This window comes from Cognatundibacterium rivi (assembly GCF_018139565.1).
GTDB lineage: Bacteria > Pseudomonadota > Gammaproteobacteria > Burkholderiales > Burkholderiaceae_D > Undibacterium > Undibacterium rivi.
Genome location: NZ_JAGSPK010000002.1, coordinates 501,788 through 520,994 on the forward strand (window position 1 = coordinate 501,788; position 19,207 = coordinate 520,994).

The 19,207-nt window shown below is 50.7% G+C and carries 16 protein-coding genes; 4 read left to right on the forward strand and 12 right to left on the reverse strand.

The window, feature by feature from the left end:
- Positions 1 to 90 precede the first annotated feature (90 nt).
- The 8 genes from purF to KDM87_RS06580 form a co-directional block, all read right to left on the reverse strand.
- Positions 91 to 1,611 carry an amidophosphoribosyltransferase gene (gene purF, locus KDM87_RS06545; protein WP_186883453.1) on the reverse strand — a complete coding sequence of 507 codons (1,521 nt, stop codon included), beginning with the start codon at positions 1,609 to 1,611 and terminating at the stop codon, positions 91 to 93.
- Positions 1,612 to 1,633: 22 nt separating this feature from the next.
- Entirely contained in the window at positions 1,634 to 2,122 is a 489-nt protein-coding gene (locus KDM87_RS06550) for a CvpA family protein (protein WP_212678321.1), read from the reverse strand.
- Between the two features lie 14 nt (positions 2,123 to 2,136).
- A complete protein-coding gene (locus KDM87_RS06555) occupies positions 2,137 to 3,201 on the reverse strand; it encodes an SPOR domain-containing protein (RefSeq protein WP_212678322.1) in 1,065 nt (354 codons plus the stop codon).
- Between the two features lie 66 nt (positions 3,202 to 3,267).
- The gene (gene folC / locus KDM87_RS06560) at positions 3,268 to 4,557 is read right to left on the reverse strand and encodes a bifunctional tetrahydrofolate synthase/dihydrofolate synthase (RefSeq protein WP_212678323.1); all 1,290 of its coding nucleotides are present in this window, start codon (positions 4,555 to 4,557) and stop codon (positions 3,268 to 3,270) included.
- A gap of 57 nt (positions 4,558 to 4,614) precedes the next feature.
- Positions 4,615 to 5,487, reverse strand: coding sequence for an acetyl-CoA carboxylase, carboxyltransferase subunit beta (accD, locus tag KDM87_RS06565; protein ID WP_186897470.1), 873 nt, complete (start codon positions 5,485 to 5,487; stop codon positions 4,615 to 4,617).
- 103 nt (positions 5,488 to 5,590) lie between these two features.
- Positions 5,591 to 6,388, reverse strand: coding sequence for a tryptophan synthase subunit alpha (trpA, locus tag KDM87_RS06570; protein WP_212678324.1), 798 nt, complete (start codon positions 6,386 to 6,388; stop codon positions 5,591 to 5,593).
- Between the two features lie 250 nt (positions 6,389 to 6,638).
- Positions 6,639 to 7,907: a tryptophan synthase subunit beta gene (trpB, locus tag KDM87_RS06575; RefSeq protein WP_212678325.1), complete on the reverse strand. Its 1,269-nt coding sequence runs from the start codon at positions 7,905 to 7,907 to the stop codon at positions 6,639 to 6,641.
- Positions 7,908 to 8,051: 144 nt separating this feature from the next.
- Positions 8,052 to 8,735, reverse strand: coding sequence for a phosphoribosylanthranilate isomerase (locus KDM87_RS06580; RefSeq protein WP_212678689.1), 684 nt, complete (start codon positions 8,733 to 8,735; stop codon positions 8,052 to 8,054).
- A 121-nt stretch (positions 8,736 to 8,856) separates the two neighbouring features.
- Between KDM87_RS06580 and KDM87_RS06585 the strand changes: the two genes are divergently transcribed.
- Complete coding sequence (locus KDM87_RS06585; protein ID WP_230407618.1) at positions 8,857 to 9,669, forward strand: WecB/TagA/CpsF family glycosyltransferase; 813 nt, start codon at positions 8,857 to 8,859, stop codon at positions 9,667 to 9,669.
- 121 nt (positions 9,670 to 9,790) lie between these two features.
- On the opposite strand, the gene aceA is transcribed toward KDM87_RS06585, so the two are convergent.
- Positions 9,791 to 11,092: an isocitrate lyase gene (gene aceA, locus KDM87_RS06590; protein ID WP_212678326.1), complete on the reverse strand. Its 1,302-nt coding sequence runs from the start codon at positions 11,090 to 11,092 to the stop codon at positions 9,791 to 9,793.
- 398 nt (positions 11,093 to 11,490) lie between these two features.
- On the opposite strand from aceA, the gene KDM87_RS06595 reads away from it, so the two are divergent.
- Positions 11,491 to 11,709, forward strand: a complete 219-nt coding sequence (locus KDM87_RS06595) for a DUF6500 family protein (RefSeq protein ID WP_212678327.1) — start codon at positions 11,491 to 11,493, stop codon at positions 11,707 to 11,709.
- Between the two features lie 347 nt (positions 11,710 to 12,056).
- Entirely contained in the window at positions 12,057 to 13,277 is a 1,221-nt protein-coding gene (locus KDM87_RS06600; protein ID WP_212678328.1) for a hypothetical protein, read from the forward strand.
- A gap of 73 nt (positions 13,278 to 13,350) precedes the next feature.
- Here KDM87_RS06600 and KDM87_RS06605 read toward each other — a convergent pair whose 3' ends face one another.
- Entirely contained in the window at positions 13,351 to 15,771 is a 2,421-nt protein-coding gene (locus KDM87_RS06605; protein ID WP_212678329.1) for a glycoside hydrolase family 5 protein, read from the reverse strand.
- A gap of 68 nt (positions 15,772 to 15,839) precedes the next feature.
- Between KDM87_RS06605 and KDM87_RS06610 the strand changes: the two genes are divergently transcribed.
- Positions 15,840 to 17,195 (forward strand): O-antigen ligase family protein, encoded by a 1,356-nt coding sequence (locus KDM87_RS06610; RefSeq protein WP_212678330.1) that lies wholly within the window; start codon positions 15,840 to 15,842, stop codon positions 17,193 to 17,195.
- On the opposite strand, the gene KDM87_RS06615 is transcribed toward KDM87_RS06610, so the two are convergent.
- Together KDM87_RS06615 and KDM87_RS06620 are read right to left on the reverse strand one after the other, a co-directional pair.
- The gene (locus KDM87_RS06615) at positions 17,192 to 18,241 is read right to left on the reverse strand and encodes an acyltransferase family protein (RefSeq protein ID WP_212678331.1); all 1,050 of its coding nucleotides are present in this window, start codon (positions 18,239 to 18,241) and stop codon (positions 17,192 to 17,194) included. The two genes, KDM87_RS06610 and KDM87_RS06615, sit on opposite strands and share 4 nt — an antisense overlap.
- Positions 18,242 to 18,265: 24 nt before the next feature.
- A complete protein-coding gene (locus KDM87_RS06620; protein WP_212678332.1) occupies positions 18,266 to 19,204 on the reverse strand; it encodes a glycosyltransferase family 2 protein in 939 nt (312 codons plus the stop codon).
- Positions 19,205 to 19,207 lie beyond the last annotated feature (3 nt).

Sequence of the window (19,207 nt, forward strand, 5' to 3'; positions counted from 1 at the left end):
CCAAAATTGCAGATAAATCCCCATAAAAAAAGCCTGCCGAAAATACCCGGGCAGGCTTTTTTAAAACGGTGCAACGATGAAAACAAATGATCAGTCTGCGCGCGCCGCCAGATTCAGATTCAGTTGCGAACGCAGCAAATCTTCGGTGTCCGGACGCGGGCTGTTACGCGCTGCTTCCAGCTTGTCGAGATACGCCGGTGTCACATCGCCGGTGATATAAAAACCGTCAAAGCAGGATGCTTCGATGTTTTTCAGCAGCGGATTGACGTCAGAAATAGAACGCTTCATCGCATCCACATCCTGATACACCAGCGCATCGGCCGTAATTTCGCGGCAGACTTCTTCTTCGGAACGGCCAAAGGCAATCAGTTCGCTGCGGGTCGGCATATCGATACCATAGACGTTAGGGAATTGCACCGGTGGCGCAGCAGAAGCAAAAATCACGCGTTTCGCGCCGGATTCACGCGCCATCTGCACGATCTCGCGGCTGGTGGTGCCGCGCACGATGGAATCATCCACCAGCAACACGCTCTTGCCTTTGAATTCAGAGCTGATCGCATTGAGTTTCTGGCGCACAGATTTACGGCGCACCGCTTGACCCGGCATCATGAAAGTACGACCGATGTAGCGATTTTTGATGAAGCCTTCGCGATAATCGAGATTCAGTTTTTCCGCCAGTTCCATTGCCGATGGACGTGAAGAATCCGGAATCGGCATCACGACATCGATATCGCCGAGATTGAATTGCTTGCGGACTTTTTCAGCCAGATATTCGCCCATTTTCAGGCGGGTCAGATACACCGACGCGCCATCGATGATCGAGTCCGGACGCGCCAGATACACGTATTCGAACGCACATGGATTGAGGCTGGGATTATCTGCACATTGTTGCTGATACAGCTTGCCATCGAGGTCGATGAACAAGGCTTCGCCAGGCTCGACATCGCGCACAAACTTGAAACCCAGACCTTCGAGCGCCACGGATTCGCTGGCGATCATGTATTCGGTGCCACCAGCATTTTCAGAAATACCCAGGCATAAAGGACGGATGCCATGCGGGTCGCGGAAAGCCAGCAAGCCGTAGCCGGAAATCTGCGCCACGACAGCATACGAGCCACGCACCCGGCGATGCAGCATGGACACCGCACGGAACAAACCTTCAGGGTCGAGCGAATAACCGCTGGTCACTTCCTGAATCTGATGCGCCAGAATATTCAGCAAGACTTCCGAATCGGAATCGGTATTCAGATGACGACGGTCATTTTTGAATAATTCGATTTTCAGTTCAACCGCGTTCGTCAGATTACCATTGTGTGCCAGCACGATACCAAACGGCGCGTTGACATAAAACGGTTGCGCCTCTTCTTCGCTGGTCGAGCCAGCGGTCGGATAACGCACCTGACCAATGCCGACATTGCCCGGCAAAGAGCGCATGTTGCGGGTACGGAAAACGTCGCGCACCAGACCATTCGCTTTATGCATGGCAAATTTATTGCCGTGGTTGGTGGCAATACCAGCCGCATCCTGACCACGATGCTGGAGTAACAGCAATGCGTCATAAATGAGCTGATTGACAGGACTATTTGAAACTACACCGACGATGCCACACATGGTGGACTCCTAAAAAGACAAATTAAAACCGGACATGATCTGACACCGACGCAGGCAGAAACGGGATCACCGTACGTGCCGCGGTTTCCGCCAGCGGGCTGAACAAGGCATTTTTCCAGAATGCCTGCTGCGGCATGCTTGTCATCCCGCACACCAGCACTGCTGCCAACACCAGCACACAACCGCGCGCCAGACCAAATAAACCACCGAGTCCACGGTCCGCCAGCGATAAGCCACTGGCTTTGATGACCGCGTCCACCGCCATCATCACCAGCGCCATCAACAGGCGCACACCGATGAACAAAACTAGAAAAGCCACGATCAGCCTGATAATCTGCCCGGGAAACACGGCGGGTAACCACCCTGCCAGCGTTTCACTGTATGCATTGGCGACCACAAAGGCGACAACCCAGCTGACCAATGACAAAATTTCTTTGATTAATCCACGCATCGTGCTGATCACTATCGAGGAAATCAATATCACCAGCACGACGCAGTCAAACAGAGTCAAGATCAGCGCCCCGCTTAGTTCGGCACCAGCGAACCACTTAAACCTAATTTCGTCAGTTTGGCGCGCATTTTTTCTGCTTCGTCTCTGGATTCAAACGGGCCAACGCGGATACGGGTTTTATCACCAGAGGCGGTTGGTACCTTTTGTGTGTAAGATTTGATGCCACCGCTCTTCAACTTGGCTTGCAATTCATCCACTTTCTCCTGCGTGGACAAGACCGCGACCTGCACGATGAAGGACGATTTATCAGCCGCTTCCGGCTTCGCTACTTTGGGTGGTGCCTTACCTTCGAGAATTGCTAATGCACGCGCAGCATCGTCATCGTTACCGTTCGTTTTCACCAGCTTAGTTTCAGCTTTTGGTTCCGGTTTGGTATCGGCTTTGCGTTCAGACTTAGGTTCAGGCTTAGGCTCTGTTTTATGCTCAGCTTTTGCTGCATCTTTCTCTGCCGGTTTCTCAGCCGTTTTCTCAGCGTTTTTTGCTGCTGGCTTGGCTTCCGGCTTAGCTTCTGACTTCGCTTCTGGCTTCACTTCCGCTTTTGTTTCGACTTTGCGCTCAGGCCGTGGCTGTGCATTGGCAGGCTTGTCGGTATTGGCTGTTACTGTCGCCACATCGGTTTTCGCTGGCGCGACCTTGCTGACGACATCAGCAACTGCTGGCTTGCTTTTAGCGCTGCTGACAGGCTCGATGATTTCTTCTACAGCATCACTGTTGGTGACCGCAGATTTACGCGGGGCAACTGGCTCAGCGACCTGATTCGCAGCGATATCTGCCACTTTGTCTTTTGCCGGAATGCGGATATTGACGTCATCAGCCAGCGGCTTAGGCTCGGAATCGAGAATCATCGGCAAACCGATAATCGCTGCCAGTGCCAATGCCATCGCGCCGATCAGACGGCGACGTGCACGTTTTTTTTCCGGAAGTATCGGGTCGTTGATCTTATTTTTACGGGCACTCTCTGTCTTTTTACTGCGAGCCCGGGACTGAACACTGTCCTCCTCAGAACGGGAACGGAATTCACCGCTGTCCTGACTGTCGGAAGTTTCTTGCTTCTGTTTAAAGCGCGAGAGCAAACCCATGTGCAAATAATCTGGTTAGTTAGCGTTGTTTGCCCGGAAAATCCGCAGCAAACCAACAAAATCACATCAATGCAGTGCAGTCCTTCTGGCGCGCATTGCACCGGCGACCGTCAGGAAAGAACCGAAGACCACTATTCTATCATTTTCACCCGCTTTGCTGATGGCTTCTGCGTAAGCGGCTTCCGGCGATGCAAAAGCGACGATGCTTTTTTCAGGGTCACTCAAAACACCGGCATCCAGCAATTTTTGTTTCAGTTGTTCCGCCGTTGCAGCACGCGGCAAAGGCAAACCAGTCACATACCAGTGATCGACTTTATCTTTCAACTGCGCGATCACACCGTCAATATCTTTATCCAGCATGGAACCGAACACGGCATAGGTGTACGCGTGAAAGCCCATGTTATCGAGATTCTGCGACAGCGTTGCCGCTGCGTGCGGATTATGCGCAACATCCAGCACCACCGCAGGACGCCCCGGCATCACCTGAAAACGACCGGGTAATTCCACCATCACCAACCCGGTACGCACTTCCTGCGCGCCAACAGGCAATTCATTGCGCAGTACCTCTAACGCCGCGAGCACACCGGATGCGTTCAGCAGTTGATTTGCACCACGTAAGCTGGGATAACCAAGAGAGTTGCGACGCTGGGTACGGCCACCGAAATTCCATTGTTGCTTATCGCCAGCGTAATTAAAGTCGCGACCAAACAGCCATAAATCTGCACCGATCGCATTCGCATGATCGATCAGCGATTGCGGCGGCACCGGGTCGCTGCAAATGGCGGCTTTGCCCGGACGGAAAATACCGGCTTTTTCAAAGCCGATTTTTTCCCGCGTATCGCCCAGATAATCGGTGTGATCAATATCAACGCTGGTGACAATCGCCACATCCGCATCAATCACATTCACCGCATCCAGACGACCACCGAGGCCAACTTCCAGTATCACGACATCGAGCGGCGCCTCTGCGAGTAACTGGCAAATCGCCAGCGTGGTAAATTCAAAATAGGTCAGCGAGGTCGATTCACGGGCGTTTTCAACGGCGGTGAAAGCCTTGATCAGGCTGGCATCATCGACGTTTTCACCATTGATGCGGGCGCGCTCGTTGAAATCCAGAAAATGCGGCTTACTGTATAAACCTACGCGATAACCCGCCTGCAGATACACCGCTTCCAGCATCGCACAAGTGGAGCCTTTCCCGTTGGTACCGCCGACCATAATGACCGGGCAGGAAAACTGCAAACCCAGACGGTTTTTAACGGACGCAACACGCTCCAATCCCATATCGATTTCTTTGGAGTGGCGCGTTTCGAGTAAAGCCAGCCATTCAGGCAGGCTCGCAGGCAAATTGGACATAGGATAAAAAAAGCCCGAACAACATGATGTCGGGCTTATAGAGAAAATTTAAATTAATTAAGCAACTGCATCGGCCGACTGATTTTGCAGCAACGCGAGCAAACGGGCGATTTCTTCGCGCATTTTACGGCGGTCAACGATCATATCAATCGCGCCTTTTTGCAGCAGGAATTCCGCACGCTGGAAGCCTTCCGGCAATTTTTCACGAACGGTATTTTCAATCACACGCGGGCCAGCAAAACCGATCAGCGCTTTTGGCTCAGCGATCACGACGTCACCAAGGAAGGCAAATGAAGCAGAAACGCCGCCCATCGTCGGGTCAGTCAGCACAGAAATGAAAGGCAGACGCTTTTCAGATAATTTTGTCAGCATCGAAGTCGTTTTCGCCATCTGCATCAGCGACAACAAACCTTCCTGCATACGCGCGCCGCCTGTAGCTGTCACGCAGATAAATGGCACTTTTTGCTCTAACGCAGCCTGAGCACCGCGCACAAAGCGCTCGCCGACCACGGAGCCCATAGAGCCGCCCATGAACTGGAATTCAAAACAAGCGGTGACAACGGGAATCGACATAATCGAGCCACCCATGACGACCATCGCATCGGTTTCACCCGTCGTTTCGAGGGCGTCTTTCAGACGATCAGGGTATTTCTTACTATCTTTGAATTTCAGCGTATCGACAGGCAAAACTTCCTGACCGATTTCGTAACGACCGCCGGCATCCAGCAGTGAATCAAGACGTTCACGTGCGCCGATACGCATGTGATGACTACATTTAGGACAGACATGAACATTGGCTTCCAGATCTGATCTGTACAGCACTGCCTCGCAGGAGGGGCATTTTACCCACAGGCCTTCGGGGATAGATTTGCGATTTGCAGATTCCGAGCGCTGTATGCGCGGTGGTAACAATTTTTCTAACCAACTCATGTTTTCTCCTCGTAACAGCCAGTCTGCAATCGCTGCAAACCGGCATCTGGTTCATTCTGATACAGGAACCATGGTGTACTTTCAGGTACGTTCGGCGCGTATTTTACTCGTCCAGGGCCTGTCTGACACCAGAAATAAAACTTTTTACTGCGGCAACACCGTTTTCATGCGGCGTATTCTCTAATTCCTGAATGATACGCGAACCGATCACCACCGCATCCGATACCGAGGCAATCGCTCTGGCGGTCGCCCCGTCGCGGATACCAAAACCAACGCCCACCGGTACTTTGACGTGTTTCTTGATGCGCGGAATCATCTCTGCCACCGCATCCAGATCCAGATTGCCGGAACCGGTTACCCCTTTCAGGGACACATAATACACATAGCCACTGGCAATTTTACCAACCAGCGCGATGCGTTCATCGGTCGAGGTCGGTGCCAGCAGGAATATCGTATCCATGCCTTGTTGCTGCATTCTGGCGGCAAAGTCTTCACATTCTTCGGGCGGATAATCTACCACCAGCACGCCATCGACACCGGCTTCGGCAGCTTGCGCAATGAAGACATCCTGCCCCATGCGCTCAATCGGATTCGCATATCCCATCAGCACCACCGGGGTTGTCTGATTGCTCAGGCGAAATTCGCGGACGAATTGTAATACATCACGCAAGCCAATTCCAAATTGCAGCGCCCGCTCAGAAGCGCGCTGAATCACCGGGCCATCCGCCATAGGATCAGAAAACGGCACACCCAGTTCGATGATATCGGCACCGCCTTCGACCAGCGCATGCATCAGCGGCACGGTCATTGCAGGCGCAGGGTCACCGGCAGTAATGAATGGGATCAGACCTTTTTTTTGCTGCGCCGCGAGCGCGGCGAGAGTAGCTTGAATTTTTGACATAATATGAAATAAGAAAGTGAACGGTGGCGGCACGTCATCACATCACTGACCAGCAATGCCGTCCGGACAAAAGATAGTGCAATCCGGGCTCTCAAAACAGGCATCCAGATACTCCCCCGGGTATATCCTGAAGCCCTTTATTTATGCTGACTTCAAGCGAGAAAATCAAAATTTATGGGGGAGTATCTGATTTCAACCTTATTTACTGCCTTTTTTACACCCAGTTGTACGCTACTGACAAAGACTGTAATTAAAACTTCAGCCCGGCACGTTCTGCCACGGTATGCATGTCTTTATCGCCGCGCCCCGACAAATTTACCAGCACGATCTTATCTTTTGGCAACGTCGCCGCCAGTTTCGCGCCATACGCCAGGGCGTGACTCGATTCCAAAGCAGGGATGATGCCCTCAATGCGGCAGCAATCGTGAAAGGCTTTTAATGCTTCGTCGTCTGTAATCGTCACATACTCGGCACGGCCACTGTCTTTTAACCATGCATGCTCAGGGCCAACGCCCGGATAATCCAGTCCGGCGGAAACTGAATGCGTTTCGATGACCTGACCATTCGCATCCTGCAACAGATAGGTGCGGTTACCATGCAAAACGCCAGGCGAACCTGCCGTCAGCGAGGCGGAATGCTTGCCGGTGTCAACGCCCTCACCCGCCGCTTCCACGCCGATCAGCTTTGTGTCTTTCTGATCGATGTAAGGATAAAAAATCCCCATCGCATTCGAGCCGCCACCGACGCATGCCACAACATAATCAGGCTGACGACCGGTTTGCTCAGGCATTTGCCACAGGCATTCCTCACCGATCACCGATTGGAAATCGCGCACCATCATAGGATAAGGATGCGGGCCAGCCACCGTGCCGATGATGTAAAACGTGTCATCGACATTCGCAACCCAATCGCGCATCGCTTCATTCAGCGCATCTTTCAGGGTTTTGGAACCGGATTCCACCGGCACCACCGTCGCCCCCAGCAATTTCATCCGATACACATTCTGCGCCTGCCGCTTCACGTCTTCCGAACCCATATACACCACGCATTCCAGACCAAAGCGGGCGCATATCGTGGCAGTCGCCACGCCATGTTGCCCAGCGCCGGTTTCCGCAATCACGCGCGGTTTTCCCATGCGTTTGGCAAGCAAGGCCTGGCCAATCACGTTATTGATTTTGTGTGCGCCGGTATGATTCAGATCTTCGCGTTTGAAGTAAATCTGCGCGCCCCCCATCAGATCAGACCAGCGTTTGGCGTGATACACAGGTGATGGACGACCAACAAAATATTTCAACTCTTTGCGAAATTCCTCAATGAAATCCGGATCATTGTGAAACTTGGCGTACGCATCCTTCAACTCATTCAAGGCATGCGTCAGCGTTTCAGAAACGAAAGTGCCGCCATACGGGCCGAAATGACCGCGCTGATCGGGTAAATGGTAATCGGAAGATTGGTAAATCGCTTGATGGGCGACATCGGGATATTCAGAATGGGCGCTGCCCGGTACGATGTTTTTCATGTCATTCCTTTATTTCTTTTGCTGAGCCCGGTCATGCATTCCTCGTGAATCATCACGTCAGAACCAGCACCGGAGTTCATGGTAGTTTTTTCAGCGATACGCGCAGCATCAATATGTGCGGCATATCCGTCAGCAGATGACTGATCAGTTTCGCTGAGTCTCGATATCAGCGTTATCAGCGCTACGCACCGCAGCGATAAACGCTTGTACTTTGACTTCATCCTTGCGCCCTTTCGATAACTCGACACCACTGCTGATATCGACCGCGAACGGACGCACCTGACTAACTGCGCCAGTCACATTTTGAACGCTCAAGCCACCACTTAAAACGACCCGAGGCGCGAGCTCTTTTGGGATGAGAGACCAATCAAAAACCTTTCCACTACCACCGTAACTTTCGACGAAAGTATCCAGCAGCAAACCGTTAAATAAAGGACTTGCGTCACGATATGAACGCTCACATTCTAACAAATCATCTGCGCTCGTGTCAGGTCTGACGCGAAAAGCTTTGATAAACGGCCGCTGCACACTGGCCGCCAGCGCGGCGCATTGTTGCGGCGTTTCATCGCCATGAAATTGCAACAACTGCAGCGGCACTTTTTTTACCGTGGCCTGTAAATCCTGTTCAGTCACATTCACAAACAAACCCACCGACACCACAAACGGCGGCAACGCCTGCAACAACGTCGCCGCCACATCAGGCTCGACATAACGTGGGCTAGGCGGATAAAACACCAATCCCAGCGCATCGGCACCGCTGGCAACGACCGTGTTGACATCCGCAAGATTAGTCAGCCCGCAAATTTTAATTCTGGTTCCGTGTCGCATCATCTGCCCGCAAAATGGAGGAAAACTTATTTTACTCTTTCGCTCATGTTTTTCAGCTGGGATAACGCGGCAAAACAGCAGAGTTCTGAGATAATCAGGCCATCTTTTCAGGCTCAGCATTATGACAAACACCGCATCGCAATCCCCCACCGGCAATTCCTGCACGCACCTGTTCGGGCTTAACATCCACAATATGTCGTTTGCAGAGGCGAATCAGCATTTGTTAGACGTTGCCGCCGATCGCCAGCATCCGGCACGCGTGGTGGTCACACCGAATGTCGATCACGTGGTGCGGCTCGACAGTCAGCCCGAATTCAAACAGGTGTACACAACCTCTGATTACATTTTTGCCGATGGCATGCCTGTCGTCTGGGCCAGCAAAATGTCGCCCAACCCGCTGCCAGAGCGCGTGACCGGCGCGGATTTATTTGTCTCTTTATGCAAGGGCTGCGTTGAAAAAAACATGTCCATCTTTGTCGTCGGCGGCATGCCGGGTCAGGAAGACATGCTGCTGCAGGCGTTCGCCCAGACCTACCCGGGGCTGAAAGTCTCTATCTTCTGCCCGTCAATGCAATTCACACCGGATGGCAGCGAGGCCGATACCGCGATTGACCTGATACAGCAGGCACAACCGAATATCGTATTCATCTGTCTTGGCATGCCGAAACAGGAATACTTCGCCTTCCGCTATCGCCGCGAACAAACCAGCCGCAATGCCCCGCTGTTGCTGTGCGTCGGTGCGGCGATGGAATTTGCGCTGGGCCAGAAAAAACGTGCGCCGCTGTGGATGCAAAAAATCGGCATGGAATGGTTCTGGCGTCTCGCCAGCGAACCGCGCCGCTTGTGGCAGCGTTACACAACGCAAGGCTCAAAATATATCGGCATCCTGTTACGCGAACGCCGCGCACAGCAGGCGCTGCGACGCCAGTCCTGAACACGCATCGCAAAAAAAGACCGCGCATCATAAGCAGCGCGGTCTTTTTTTATTCCTGATAATAATGCTACCGTTTGCAGGCCATCAATTGATGTCCTTACTCATGGACGCCCTTCTTCAATCACGCAATCTGTGTCAGCTCTTCCGAAAACTGCTCATTTTCAGTCGAGCCATGCAAAGCAGTGGTTGACGACTGCCCTTGTTGTATCGCCTGCGTCACTGCATCGAAATAACCCGTTCCCACTTCGCGCTGATGTTTCACCGCAGTAAAACCTCGGGCGGCGGCGGCAAATTCCTGCTCCTGCAATTCAACGAAGGCAGACATGTGACGGCGCGCATAACCATGCGCCAGATGGAACATGCCGTAATTCAGCGCATGGAATCCGGCCAGTGTGATGAACTGAAATTTATAACCCATCGCGCCCAGTTCTTTTTGAAACTTGGCGATCGTGATGTCATCCAGATTTTTCTTCCAGTTAAACGAAGGTGAGCAGTTATACGCCAGCAATTTGCCAGGGAATTTCGCGTGTATCGCTTCGGCAAACGCCCGCGCAAAAGCCAGATCAGGTTTGCCGGTTTCGCACCAGATCAGATCGGCGTATTCTGCATACGCCAGACCACGGGAAATCGCCTGTGCCAGCCCGGGCTTGGTTTTATAGAAGCCCTCGACGGTGCGCTCACCGATGCAAAAAGCCTGGTCGTTGGGGTCAATATCCGATGTCAATAAATCGGCAGCTTCCGCATCGGTGCGCGCCAGTATCAGGGTCGGCACGCCCATCACATCCGCCGCCAGCCGCGCCGCATTCAGCTTTTCAAGCGCTTCGCGCGTTGGCACCAGAACTTTGCCGCCCATGTGGCCGCATTTTTTTACAGACGCCAGCTGATCTTCAAAATGCACGCCTGCCGCACCAGCATCGATCATCGCCTTCATCAATTCAAACGCATTCAGAACGCCGCCAAAACCGGCTTCCGCATCGGCAACAATCGGCGCGAAATAATCAATTTCATCTTTCCCTTCCGCCCATTGAATCTGGTCGGCGCGCGTCAGCGTGTTATTCACGCGCTTGACCACCAGCGGCACCGAATTCGCTGGATACAGCGATTGATCCGGATACATTTCGCCAGCGACATTCGCATCGCCCGCCACTTGCCAGCCAGACAGATAAATCGCTTTCAGACCCGCCTTTACCTGCTGCATCGCCTGATTGCCTGTCATCGCCCCGAGTGCATGAATAAACGGCTCGCGGTGCAGCAGATCCCACAATTTAAGCGCGCCGTTTTTCGCCAGCGTGTGTTCCACTTGCACTGACCCGCGCAGCCGCACCACGTCCGCTGCCGTGTAATTGCGTTTGATGCCTTGCCAACGTGGATTGGCATCCCAGTCTGCCTGTAAAGCAGCAATTTGCTGTTCCCGCGTACTCATACTATCCCCTGCTGATCAATGAAATTCGATTTCTATTGATATAAATCATAGGAGTTTTTTTGCGCAGCAACAATGTCTTATATAAGACAGAAAACATATATTTACCCGTTTAAAATCAATGATCTACATTTTTAATTTCGCGATGCGGAATTGTTTTTCTCAAAATGAGAAAGCAAATTGATGCGCCAGAACAGAGCTTCCCATAATGCGGCACGCCGATTTCATATCACGGTATTTCTGCACGCCACAGATCGTGCGGTCAACTAAATAACAGCAAGTCATGCATGCCAGCCTTTTGTATCAGCGTGGACTGCGTTGTCAGTTTCACACAAGCGTGTTAACGTCGATCTCTTCACCGCTAACCCGGCCAGCCAAACACACGCAGGAATACTGAGCACATGAGAGACGCACTGAAAAGAAAGATCATCAAAATCTGTGATGAGAAGATCGAGAGTAAAGGCGACAGTGTTGGCCTGTCCTTTTATGCTTTCTTTGCCAACAAAAACGACGACCCTGAACTGCTCATGGAGGCGGCAAAGTGGTGGATACTGGAAAACAAACTAGATCACTTTGAAAAAGCAGCAAAGATCAAACGCATGGTTGAGGCAACGCTCTGAGTACGCCTGCGCTTGTCAATCCACAATCCACACACCTGCCTGAAAAGCCGCTCAGTTTGGCAATGGCACCGGCTTCATCGTTTTTTTGCCTGTTAACGGCCAAAATATACTGGGGGGGGAGTATATTTAAAAGCCCAATGAATACGCTGAGAATAGAGTGAAAACTGAACATACTCCTCTATTTTTCAAAAAACCGCTTATATGGGACGATCTGCGAGAAAAAAAAATTGATACACCGACGAGTGCGGTATTAAAACCAAGTTGTTACTTTTACACAAACATGTTAACTTCGATTACTAATTTTTAATTTAGCCAAAAGTTAACTCTCTTAAAAAGGTTATCACTACATGTCAGAAAATTGGGCAGAACGTCAGCGCCGCACGAATCGACTCGCAAGAATAGTGGCAGAGTATATTTTTAAACAAGAGTCTATTTTATCAGAACAGATCTATGGCCTATGCAAATTGACATGGATCACAAATAGTTATAGCGGAACAAATCCTGCATACATTAAAAGTACAAAAATTCCAGCTCTATCCTCAATATTTCAAACGGATTTTTCTGAGGTTCCCATAGAAAAAGTAGCAAAAAAAATATCGTACATTCTTGATAATGATGTTAACGAGCTTATTAATTTACCAACCGGTTTCACAAACTTTTATAAAGCCTATAGAAATAGCTCATCAGTATGGATAGACGACAATATAAAAACACTTCTGCCATTATTTAAAGAAGCCTTCTTGCTATCTAGTGACGAGCAAGGTCTGGCGCTGATAGATAAAGTAGGAAGGTTACCCTTGATTCCAAAAGCAAATCATGAAGATCAAGGAATGCGGCCAGAATATCTAATTACTCCTGCATTCTTTGCGCTGGACAGTCGAATTAGGTTTCCTTTAATCAATGGGAATGAGGGCGTTAAAAATCTATTATCCAAACTCAATGTAAATAATGCCCCACTTAAAGAGCAGTACATGAGCATGATTAGCCTGTATGGGACAGGTGGAATCAATGATGCCGCAGACCTTGATCAAATTGGAAGAGATCTTCCTGATTTTGTAAATATTGGAGGAAAGAAGGCCACAAAAAAAATTTTAGAAAACAAGCCATCTTCTAACGAAACCGAACTGCCGCTAAAAGATGAGTCGGATATAGTCTCTATCCAAGAGGCCAGATCAATCACAAATAAACGTCTGCATAATATCTTGACAAATAAGATTAAACACTCGCTTTCCAACTACACGTTATTTGAGGGTTGCGACAAACATGCGATGTTTGATGTGCTAGTGAAGAACTATGACGAAGATAAAAACGACCTCCTTATTGAGGTTAAAAGCTCTTCAGAAATCGCTCACATAAGAATGGCTATTGGACAGGTATTTGATTATTGGCTTAGAACAAATGGAGAGTCGGATCCTCATCTTGCAATACTCGTTCCGAGCCAACCTGATGAAGATATAAAAAAATTGCTTGAATGGCTTGATATTGGCGTACTTTGGTTTTCCGATGATACGCTTGAAACTTGTTCTGAATGGCTTGAAGGTCTTGTCGAAGCTAGCACAACAGCTTAAGTATTCCAGAGCCAATGGCTTTCAGCTGTTGGCACATTCAGATATTTCCGCTCCAATGTAGTTTTTCTTAACCTCACCGCCCCTCAATCAACACCTCATACCACACCGTTGACTTATTCAACGTGATCTGAAAACCGCCAGCAACACGGCTGATGTCGTTTGCCGCAATCGCGCTCAGGCGCTGGCCCTGGCCGTCGAGTGGGTAAACCTGAATTTTATGTGCTTTGGTTGGATAGAAAATGGTCGCTGCAACCCGTTCCTGCCAGACCGGGCCGATGGCGTCGCGCGGGCCTGAGGGTTTGCCTGCATTGCGGCTGTCCGGCTCAAGCGTCCACCATTGATGATCACCGGCATACGGCACCAGTTTCTTGGGGCGGGTAGGAATTTCATCGGGCTGGCTGCCCATCGTTGCGCCGCTCAGGCTCAGCAAGACACGGCGCGATACACTTAAAGGCTTGCCGTCTCTGCTCATCGCCAGCATCACACCAAACCGCCGCGTGTTTTTGGCAAAAACGGGCGACATCCATTGTTCTGCAACTGCTTTATCCGCTGTGCTAAACCCGGCAAACAGGCCGCTGTATGGTGTCGTGACGCGCAAATTCGGGTCGTCAGTGTGAAACTGCAAAGCGCCACCAGCGGCAGACCAGACTGCGGAAGTGTCCGTGGTTGATGCCGTGGTTTCTGCTTTCGGCTGCGAGGTTTGTTCATTGTTACCTGCCGCATCGCTGACGGCAATGCGCTTGAAAAAAGCGTCTTTGATATCGATGTTACGTTTGCTTTTCAAATAATCGGTATACGCCGCAGACGAGACACCATCGCCCAGCGCACCAAACAGTTGCCGCTGTTCTGCGCTGATGGGAATGCGTAACTGTTCACGCAAAACCGGAATCTGAAAATAGCGGAACATGGCGGCAGACATGCCCACTGTGGCGAGTTGCCCGCTCTGCCCGCTGAGGCCAAAGCTATCCGGCAAGGCTTGCCAGCTATTGCCATCGACATAATGGAAGAAAAATAATCCGTCCCAATCCTGCGCACTGGCGATCGCGGTCATGACGGGAATAATTTCTGCGCTTTGGCGATTCGGATACGCCTGATTAAATTCACTGACGACAAATGGTTTTCTGGCGTCACGATAAAACGCCCTTTTCAACAAGGGCTCCCAACCTTCACGCATGGCAGAGTGATCGCGGATGCGCCAGTCGTTTCTGTCCCAGGCCTGATGCGGAAAATCGTAATGATCAACATAAAAATGCTCGTCGACGTAATCCATTTCCTGCTGAGCATCGGTATTGAGCAAGCCGCCAAAGTACACTTGCGTACCGGTCAGCGGCAGATTCGGGCCTACTTCTGCGCGTATTGCTTTGCGCATGGTCGCCAGATATTGTTTGTCCATCTCGACCAGAAAGCGGGTGAAATCGAGGACACGACGACCGGCACCCTGCTCATGAATTTCATACTCTTGTTCAAAGAACGCAGACGAAGACCAGCCTAATTTGCTGGCAACACGCTGCAAAAAATATTTAAACCGCGCAAACCAGCCTTCGCCATGCGCCAGAACACGCGCCTCATCGCTTTTGACGAGTAAGGCGCCTTGTTTGGTAAGACCGCAACTGCGCCAGAGTTCGCATGCCTGCTTCAGACTGCCATGCTGGCGCGTAATCCAGTGCTGCCATTGCTGCTGCAACAAACGTTCGTATTCGCCGGAGAGTCCATCAAGTTCTTTGCGTTGCCACGCGCCTGCCAGCGAGGATTCATTATTAATTTCTATCATCGCCAGCGCAGGGTCATCATTGAGCTGCAAACGCCGGATCAGTTGTTGCACATATTCGACTTGCAGCGCAATCATGCGCGGCTCGAATACATGCAGCGGGTGGCTCGCGTACGGCATGGTTTCACCTGGCAACATCGGTGTCAGCCGGTCAACCGCATAGCGAAAGGTGTAGCCGACATGCAGATTCAGATTAACGTAAATACCTTCTTGCCTGAACGCTTCGATCAGTGTGTGCAAGCGCTGCAAAGCAACCGGATTAAAGCTGGGAAATGCGCCGCTGTTTAATATGCCCTGCGGCTGTACGTCGCTGTCGCTCAGCACAGAATCGAGATGATGTAATCTGACTGCATTAAAACCCAGACGCCGCAAACGCCGCGCGATTTTTGGGGCGTCTTCTTCTGGCGGGAAATTCGCTGCACCGCTGAGGCTGATACCGAACAGGCGTATGCGCTGATCATCTGCGGTATTGATTTTGTTGTCGGCACCGATACGATAAAAGTGCGCCTGTTTCACAAACAAACGATCACTGTGCGTCAGCGGATTATTCATTGCGCTGAAATCCGTCACCGCAGAGAGCTGATCTTCATTCACGCTGAACGGAAACCATTCTGTATCTGCGGCAAAGACAGGTCTTGCAAAGACGGAACAGGCGGCGGACATCAGCATTAACTGAAAAATCAATGAGCGCCAGGCGTGTTTGGACAAATGCAGAAAATAGTTCATGAAATAAATCGCGACAACAGAGCAAGACATTAGAATATCGCACAAACAAATGACAAAGATATGAGTCAATGACAATTCCGCCGGTTTCAGAACAATTTAATCCTATGCAAGACTATGAAATCCTGCTCATGCGGGCCATGGTGGTCTTATTTGCGGTCTTTTCTTTGCTGCCTTACGGTATTTCCTGGGATTATGCTGGTACATCTGCATTGACGATGGAAGGGTCGCTGACCACGAAATTAGAATGGGGCAGTCTGTTTCTGGTTGCACTGTTCGTTTTATCAAAACATCTGCCGGAAGTGGTGAAAGACCTGCGTGCCTTGAATCCCTTTCTGGTGCTGGTGCTGATCTGGTGCGTGCTGTCCAGCATCTGGTCGCCCTTACCTGCCGTGACATTCAAACGGGCGATACAACTGTATGGCATTGTCCTGATCGGTCTCAGCATACAGCTTGCGCCACGCCCTTTGCATCTGATTGTGAACTGTTTAATTTATACCCTGATGAGCATGCTGGCGCTCTCGCTGGTGATGGCGGTGGCCGTGCCGAGTATTGGTATTGATTATGAATTGGGGGGCGCGTGGCGTGGCGCACTCTCGCAAAAAAATGAATTAGGCCAGGTTGCCGCGATGTCTATCTTGTTGTGGCAGGTAAAAGCCTGTCTGGAAAAAGTGGATTTTAAGCTGCTGTTATTCGTGATTCTGTTCAGCTTTTTTATGCTGGTCATGAGTAAGAGTTCAACCAGCATGATCATCACTTTATCGACCAGCGCTATTTTTCATTTACTGAGAAAACGCCGCTTGAGTTCTGATTACTCGATCACACGCGTGCTGCTGAGTCTGCTTTGCGTGTGTCTGGTTGCGGTCTACATTTTTTATATGCAGGAATCGCGCTTTCCGACCTGGCCGGAAATCTCTGCGCCGATCGCAGGTATTTTCGGCAAAGGCTCGGATCTGACTGGCCGCACTGATATCTGGGACTTGGTCTGGCTGGAAATTGAGCGGCACTGGGTGCTTGGGCTGGGTTATGGCGCTTTCTGGCTGGGTCCGGACAGTCTCTCGCAATTCGTGATTGATGCGCTGAACTGGATTCCCCTGCAATCGCACAACGGCTATCTCGATATATTGAATGAACAAGGGCTGACAGGACTGGCGCTCTGCATATTAACCTTGCTGGTACAGATCAGAATGCTGGTTTTGCTATCACATAAAGACAGAACACAGGCCGCATTCTGGAGCGCGATGCTGCTCGTTGTGGTGGTGACCAATTTTACGGAAAGCAGTCTGTTCCGCGGATTCGGTTTTCAGAATGTGTTTTTTATCTTTGCGCTGGTTGCCGTCACTTCGGCCACACGCAGACTGAATCAGGAGAAAGATTCCCCTGATTCAGAATCGGAATCAGCATCAAACCAGGCTTCTGTTTCTTAATGCGTATACCGGCGTCCCAAACGTAGAAACGGCGTTTCTATCCAGCGGCACGACAAGTCAGCAAGAATAAACGAGAGCACGATCATCAACGGAAATTTCACTGCAAAACTGAGATCAGGCAGCCACATGGTAATGATGCCGAAGACCAGCCAGTGATACAGGTAAAGCGAATAACTGACGCGCCCGATGTACACAAATACCGGCATACTCAGGATGCGACTAGCCAAGGTGGTATTCAACACCAGCGCCGGGAACAGGCACATTAAAGCGATACCCTGTATCGAATAACGAAAACTTTCGCGGAAATTTTCGTCACGGAACAACAGCGACAACAGCATTAACGCCGCACCAGTCAGCATCACTTTCTTTTGACTGAAAAATGCTAAGGCCCAGTCTGTTCTTGCAAGTAAAAACGCAAAACAGGTGCCGTACACGATCGAATCTGCGCGGGTATCGGTCGCTTTGTAAATACGGTAATGCGGCAAATTGTCGAGCCCGACGCCATAGACCAGATAGATGCGCCAAAGCAGCACGCCGATCAGCAGAGAAATTGCGACACGATAAAACCGCTTGGGTACAGCTATCACCGCAAGAAAAAATACCGGGAAGATCATGTAGAAATGTTCTTCGACCGCCAGTGACCAGGTAATCGATAAAGGCGGCGGCAACACTTCACCACTGAAGCCAATAAAAATACCGAAATAATTCGCAAAATAAAAAAACACCGAACTCAGCTCTCTCCATGTCCAGTCAACATGAGCTAACTGCATCGTGATCAGCGATAGCGCGACAAATACTATCAATGCCGGCATCAGCCGGAAAAAGCGTCGGATATAAAACTTCTTAATGCTGATCGTACCCGACTTATCCCACTCGGCAATCATCAGGCGGGTAATGATAAAGCCGCTGATAAAGAAAAAAATCGTGACGCCTAAGCCGCCGGGAACGATGTGCCCCAGCCAGGCGTGTGACACCAGCACCAGCAAGATCGACACTGCCCGCAGGCCATCTAATGCCAATAGTCGCTGTTGATGCGAAGAACTCATAAGAAACCCGCTACTTTATTTTGTTTAACCACCGTAAGCCTCTGACGCCTTGCCACTGAAATGGCTGAGCTTACCTAATTGAGAAGCTGCGATCCGTGCCCAATGAAACGCCTTCAGAGGAACGAACAGCATCAGTGCGATCACTAAAACAGAGGCGATACCCATCTGCATAAACGCACGAAAAGACAACCAGAGCGCACGCCCTGAACGCGCCGACGGCGGGCACATTGCCAACTCTGTCCGCATAAACAATTGCCCAGTGCGAAACGATCTTTGCAACAACCATCTTGCCCGTGCACGATCCACAGGGACGAATTCAAGCGCCGGTGCATCGTCACACCAGACCATGCGGCTACCGGACTCGTCGAGACGCCGGAATAACATGGAATCCTCGCCACCAGTGCGACCAAACGCCGGATCAAAGGGCCCCTCTGTACCGCCTTGTGTCTGAGTAATCTGCGCAAGCGCGGTGCGACGAACCAGCACATTGCCGCTACGGGCATCACGATGATCGATAACGGTTCCTGTCGCTAAACGACGCCGATCGAAGTAGCCACCTTTTTTTATCCACTCAGGCACACCATCCTGATATTCGGGCAACACCGGTGCAAACACGACATCTGCTGCATATTTCTTTTGCGTACTGAACAAATTCAGCAACCAATCTCGCCGGGGAATCTCGTCATCATCGATCATGCATATCCATTCGCCGCCTGCGACACGGATCGCTGCATTTCTAGCGAGGGAAATATTCGGCTGACTTAAATTTAGAACGATCAAACGATCGTGATGCTCCGCTTTGAATTCCGCCAACACAGTCGCAGCCGACTGTTGCGGGTCATTATCGACTACGACGACCTCAATCCGGCAATCCGGTATGTTCTGCGAAAAAACAGCGAGTAATAAGCGGCGCAATAACTGAGGGCGACGAAAAGTACAAATACAGACACTGACATCGATCATCTG

Excerpts from the sequence above, each read along its gene's own strand:
- purF (WP_186883453.1), bottom strand. The coding sequence starts at position 1,611 with ATGTGTGGCATCGTCGGTGTAGTTTCAAATAGTCCTGTCAATCAGCTC.
- KDM87_RS06555 (WP_212678322.1), bottom strand. The coding sequence starts at position 3,201 with ATGGGTTTGCTCTCGCGCTTTAAACAGAAGCAAGAAACTTCCGACAGT.
- folC (WP_212678323.1), bottom strand. The coding sequence starts at position 4,557 with ATGTCCAATTTGCCTGCGAGCCTGCCTGAATGGCTGGCTTTACTCGAA.
- accD (WP_186897470.1), bottom strand. The coding sequence starts at position 5,487 with ATGAGTTGGTTAGAAAAATTGTTACCACCGCGCATACAGCGCTCGGAA.
- trpA (WP_212678324.1), bottom strand. The coding sequence starts at position 6,388 with ATGTCAAAAATTCAAGCTACTCTCGCCGCGCTCGCGGCGCAGCAAAAA.
- trpB (WP_212678325.1), bottom strand. The coding sequence starts at position 7,907 with ATGAAAAACATCGTACCGGGCAGCGCCCATTCTGAATATCCCGATGTC.
- KDM87_RS06580 (WP_212678689.1), bottom strand. The coding sequence starts at position 8,735 with ATGCGACACGGAACCAGAATTAAAATTTGCGGGCTGACTAATCTTGCG.
- KDM87_RS06585 (WP_230407618.1), top strand. The coding sequence starts at position 8,857 with ATGACAAACACCGCATCGCAATCCCCCACCGGCAATTCCTGCACGCAC.
- aceA (WP_212678326.1), bottom strand. The coding sequence starts at position 11,092 with ATGAGTACGCGGGAACAGCAAATTGCTGCTTTACAGGCAGACTGGGAT.
- KDM87_RS06595 (WP_212678327.1), top strand. The coding sequence starts at position 11,491 with ATGAGAGACGCACTGAAAAGAAAGATCATCAAAATCTGTGATGAGAAG.
- KDM87_RS06600 (WP_212678328.1), top strand. The coding sequence starts at position 12,057 with ATGTCAGAAAATTGGGCAGAACGTCAGCGCCGCACGAATCGACTCGCA.
- KDM87_RS06605 (WP_212678329.1), bottom strand. The coding sequence starts at position 15,771 with ATGAACTATTTTCTGCATTTGTCCAAACACGCCTGGCGCTCATTGATT.
- KDM87_RS06610 (WP_212678330.1), top strand. The coding sequence starts at position 15,840 with ATGACAATTCCGCCGGTTTCAGAACAATTTAATCCTATGCAAGACTAT.
- KDM87_RS06615 (WP_212678331.1), bottom strand. The coding sequence starts at position 18,241 with ATGAGTTCTTCGCATCAACAGCGACTATTGGCATTAGATGGCCTGCGG.
- KDM87_RS06620 (WP_212678332.1), bottom strand. The coding sequence starts at position 19,204 with ATGATCGATGTCAGTGTCTGTATTTGTACTTTTCGTCGCCCTCAGTTA.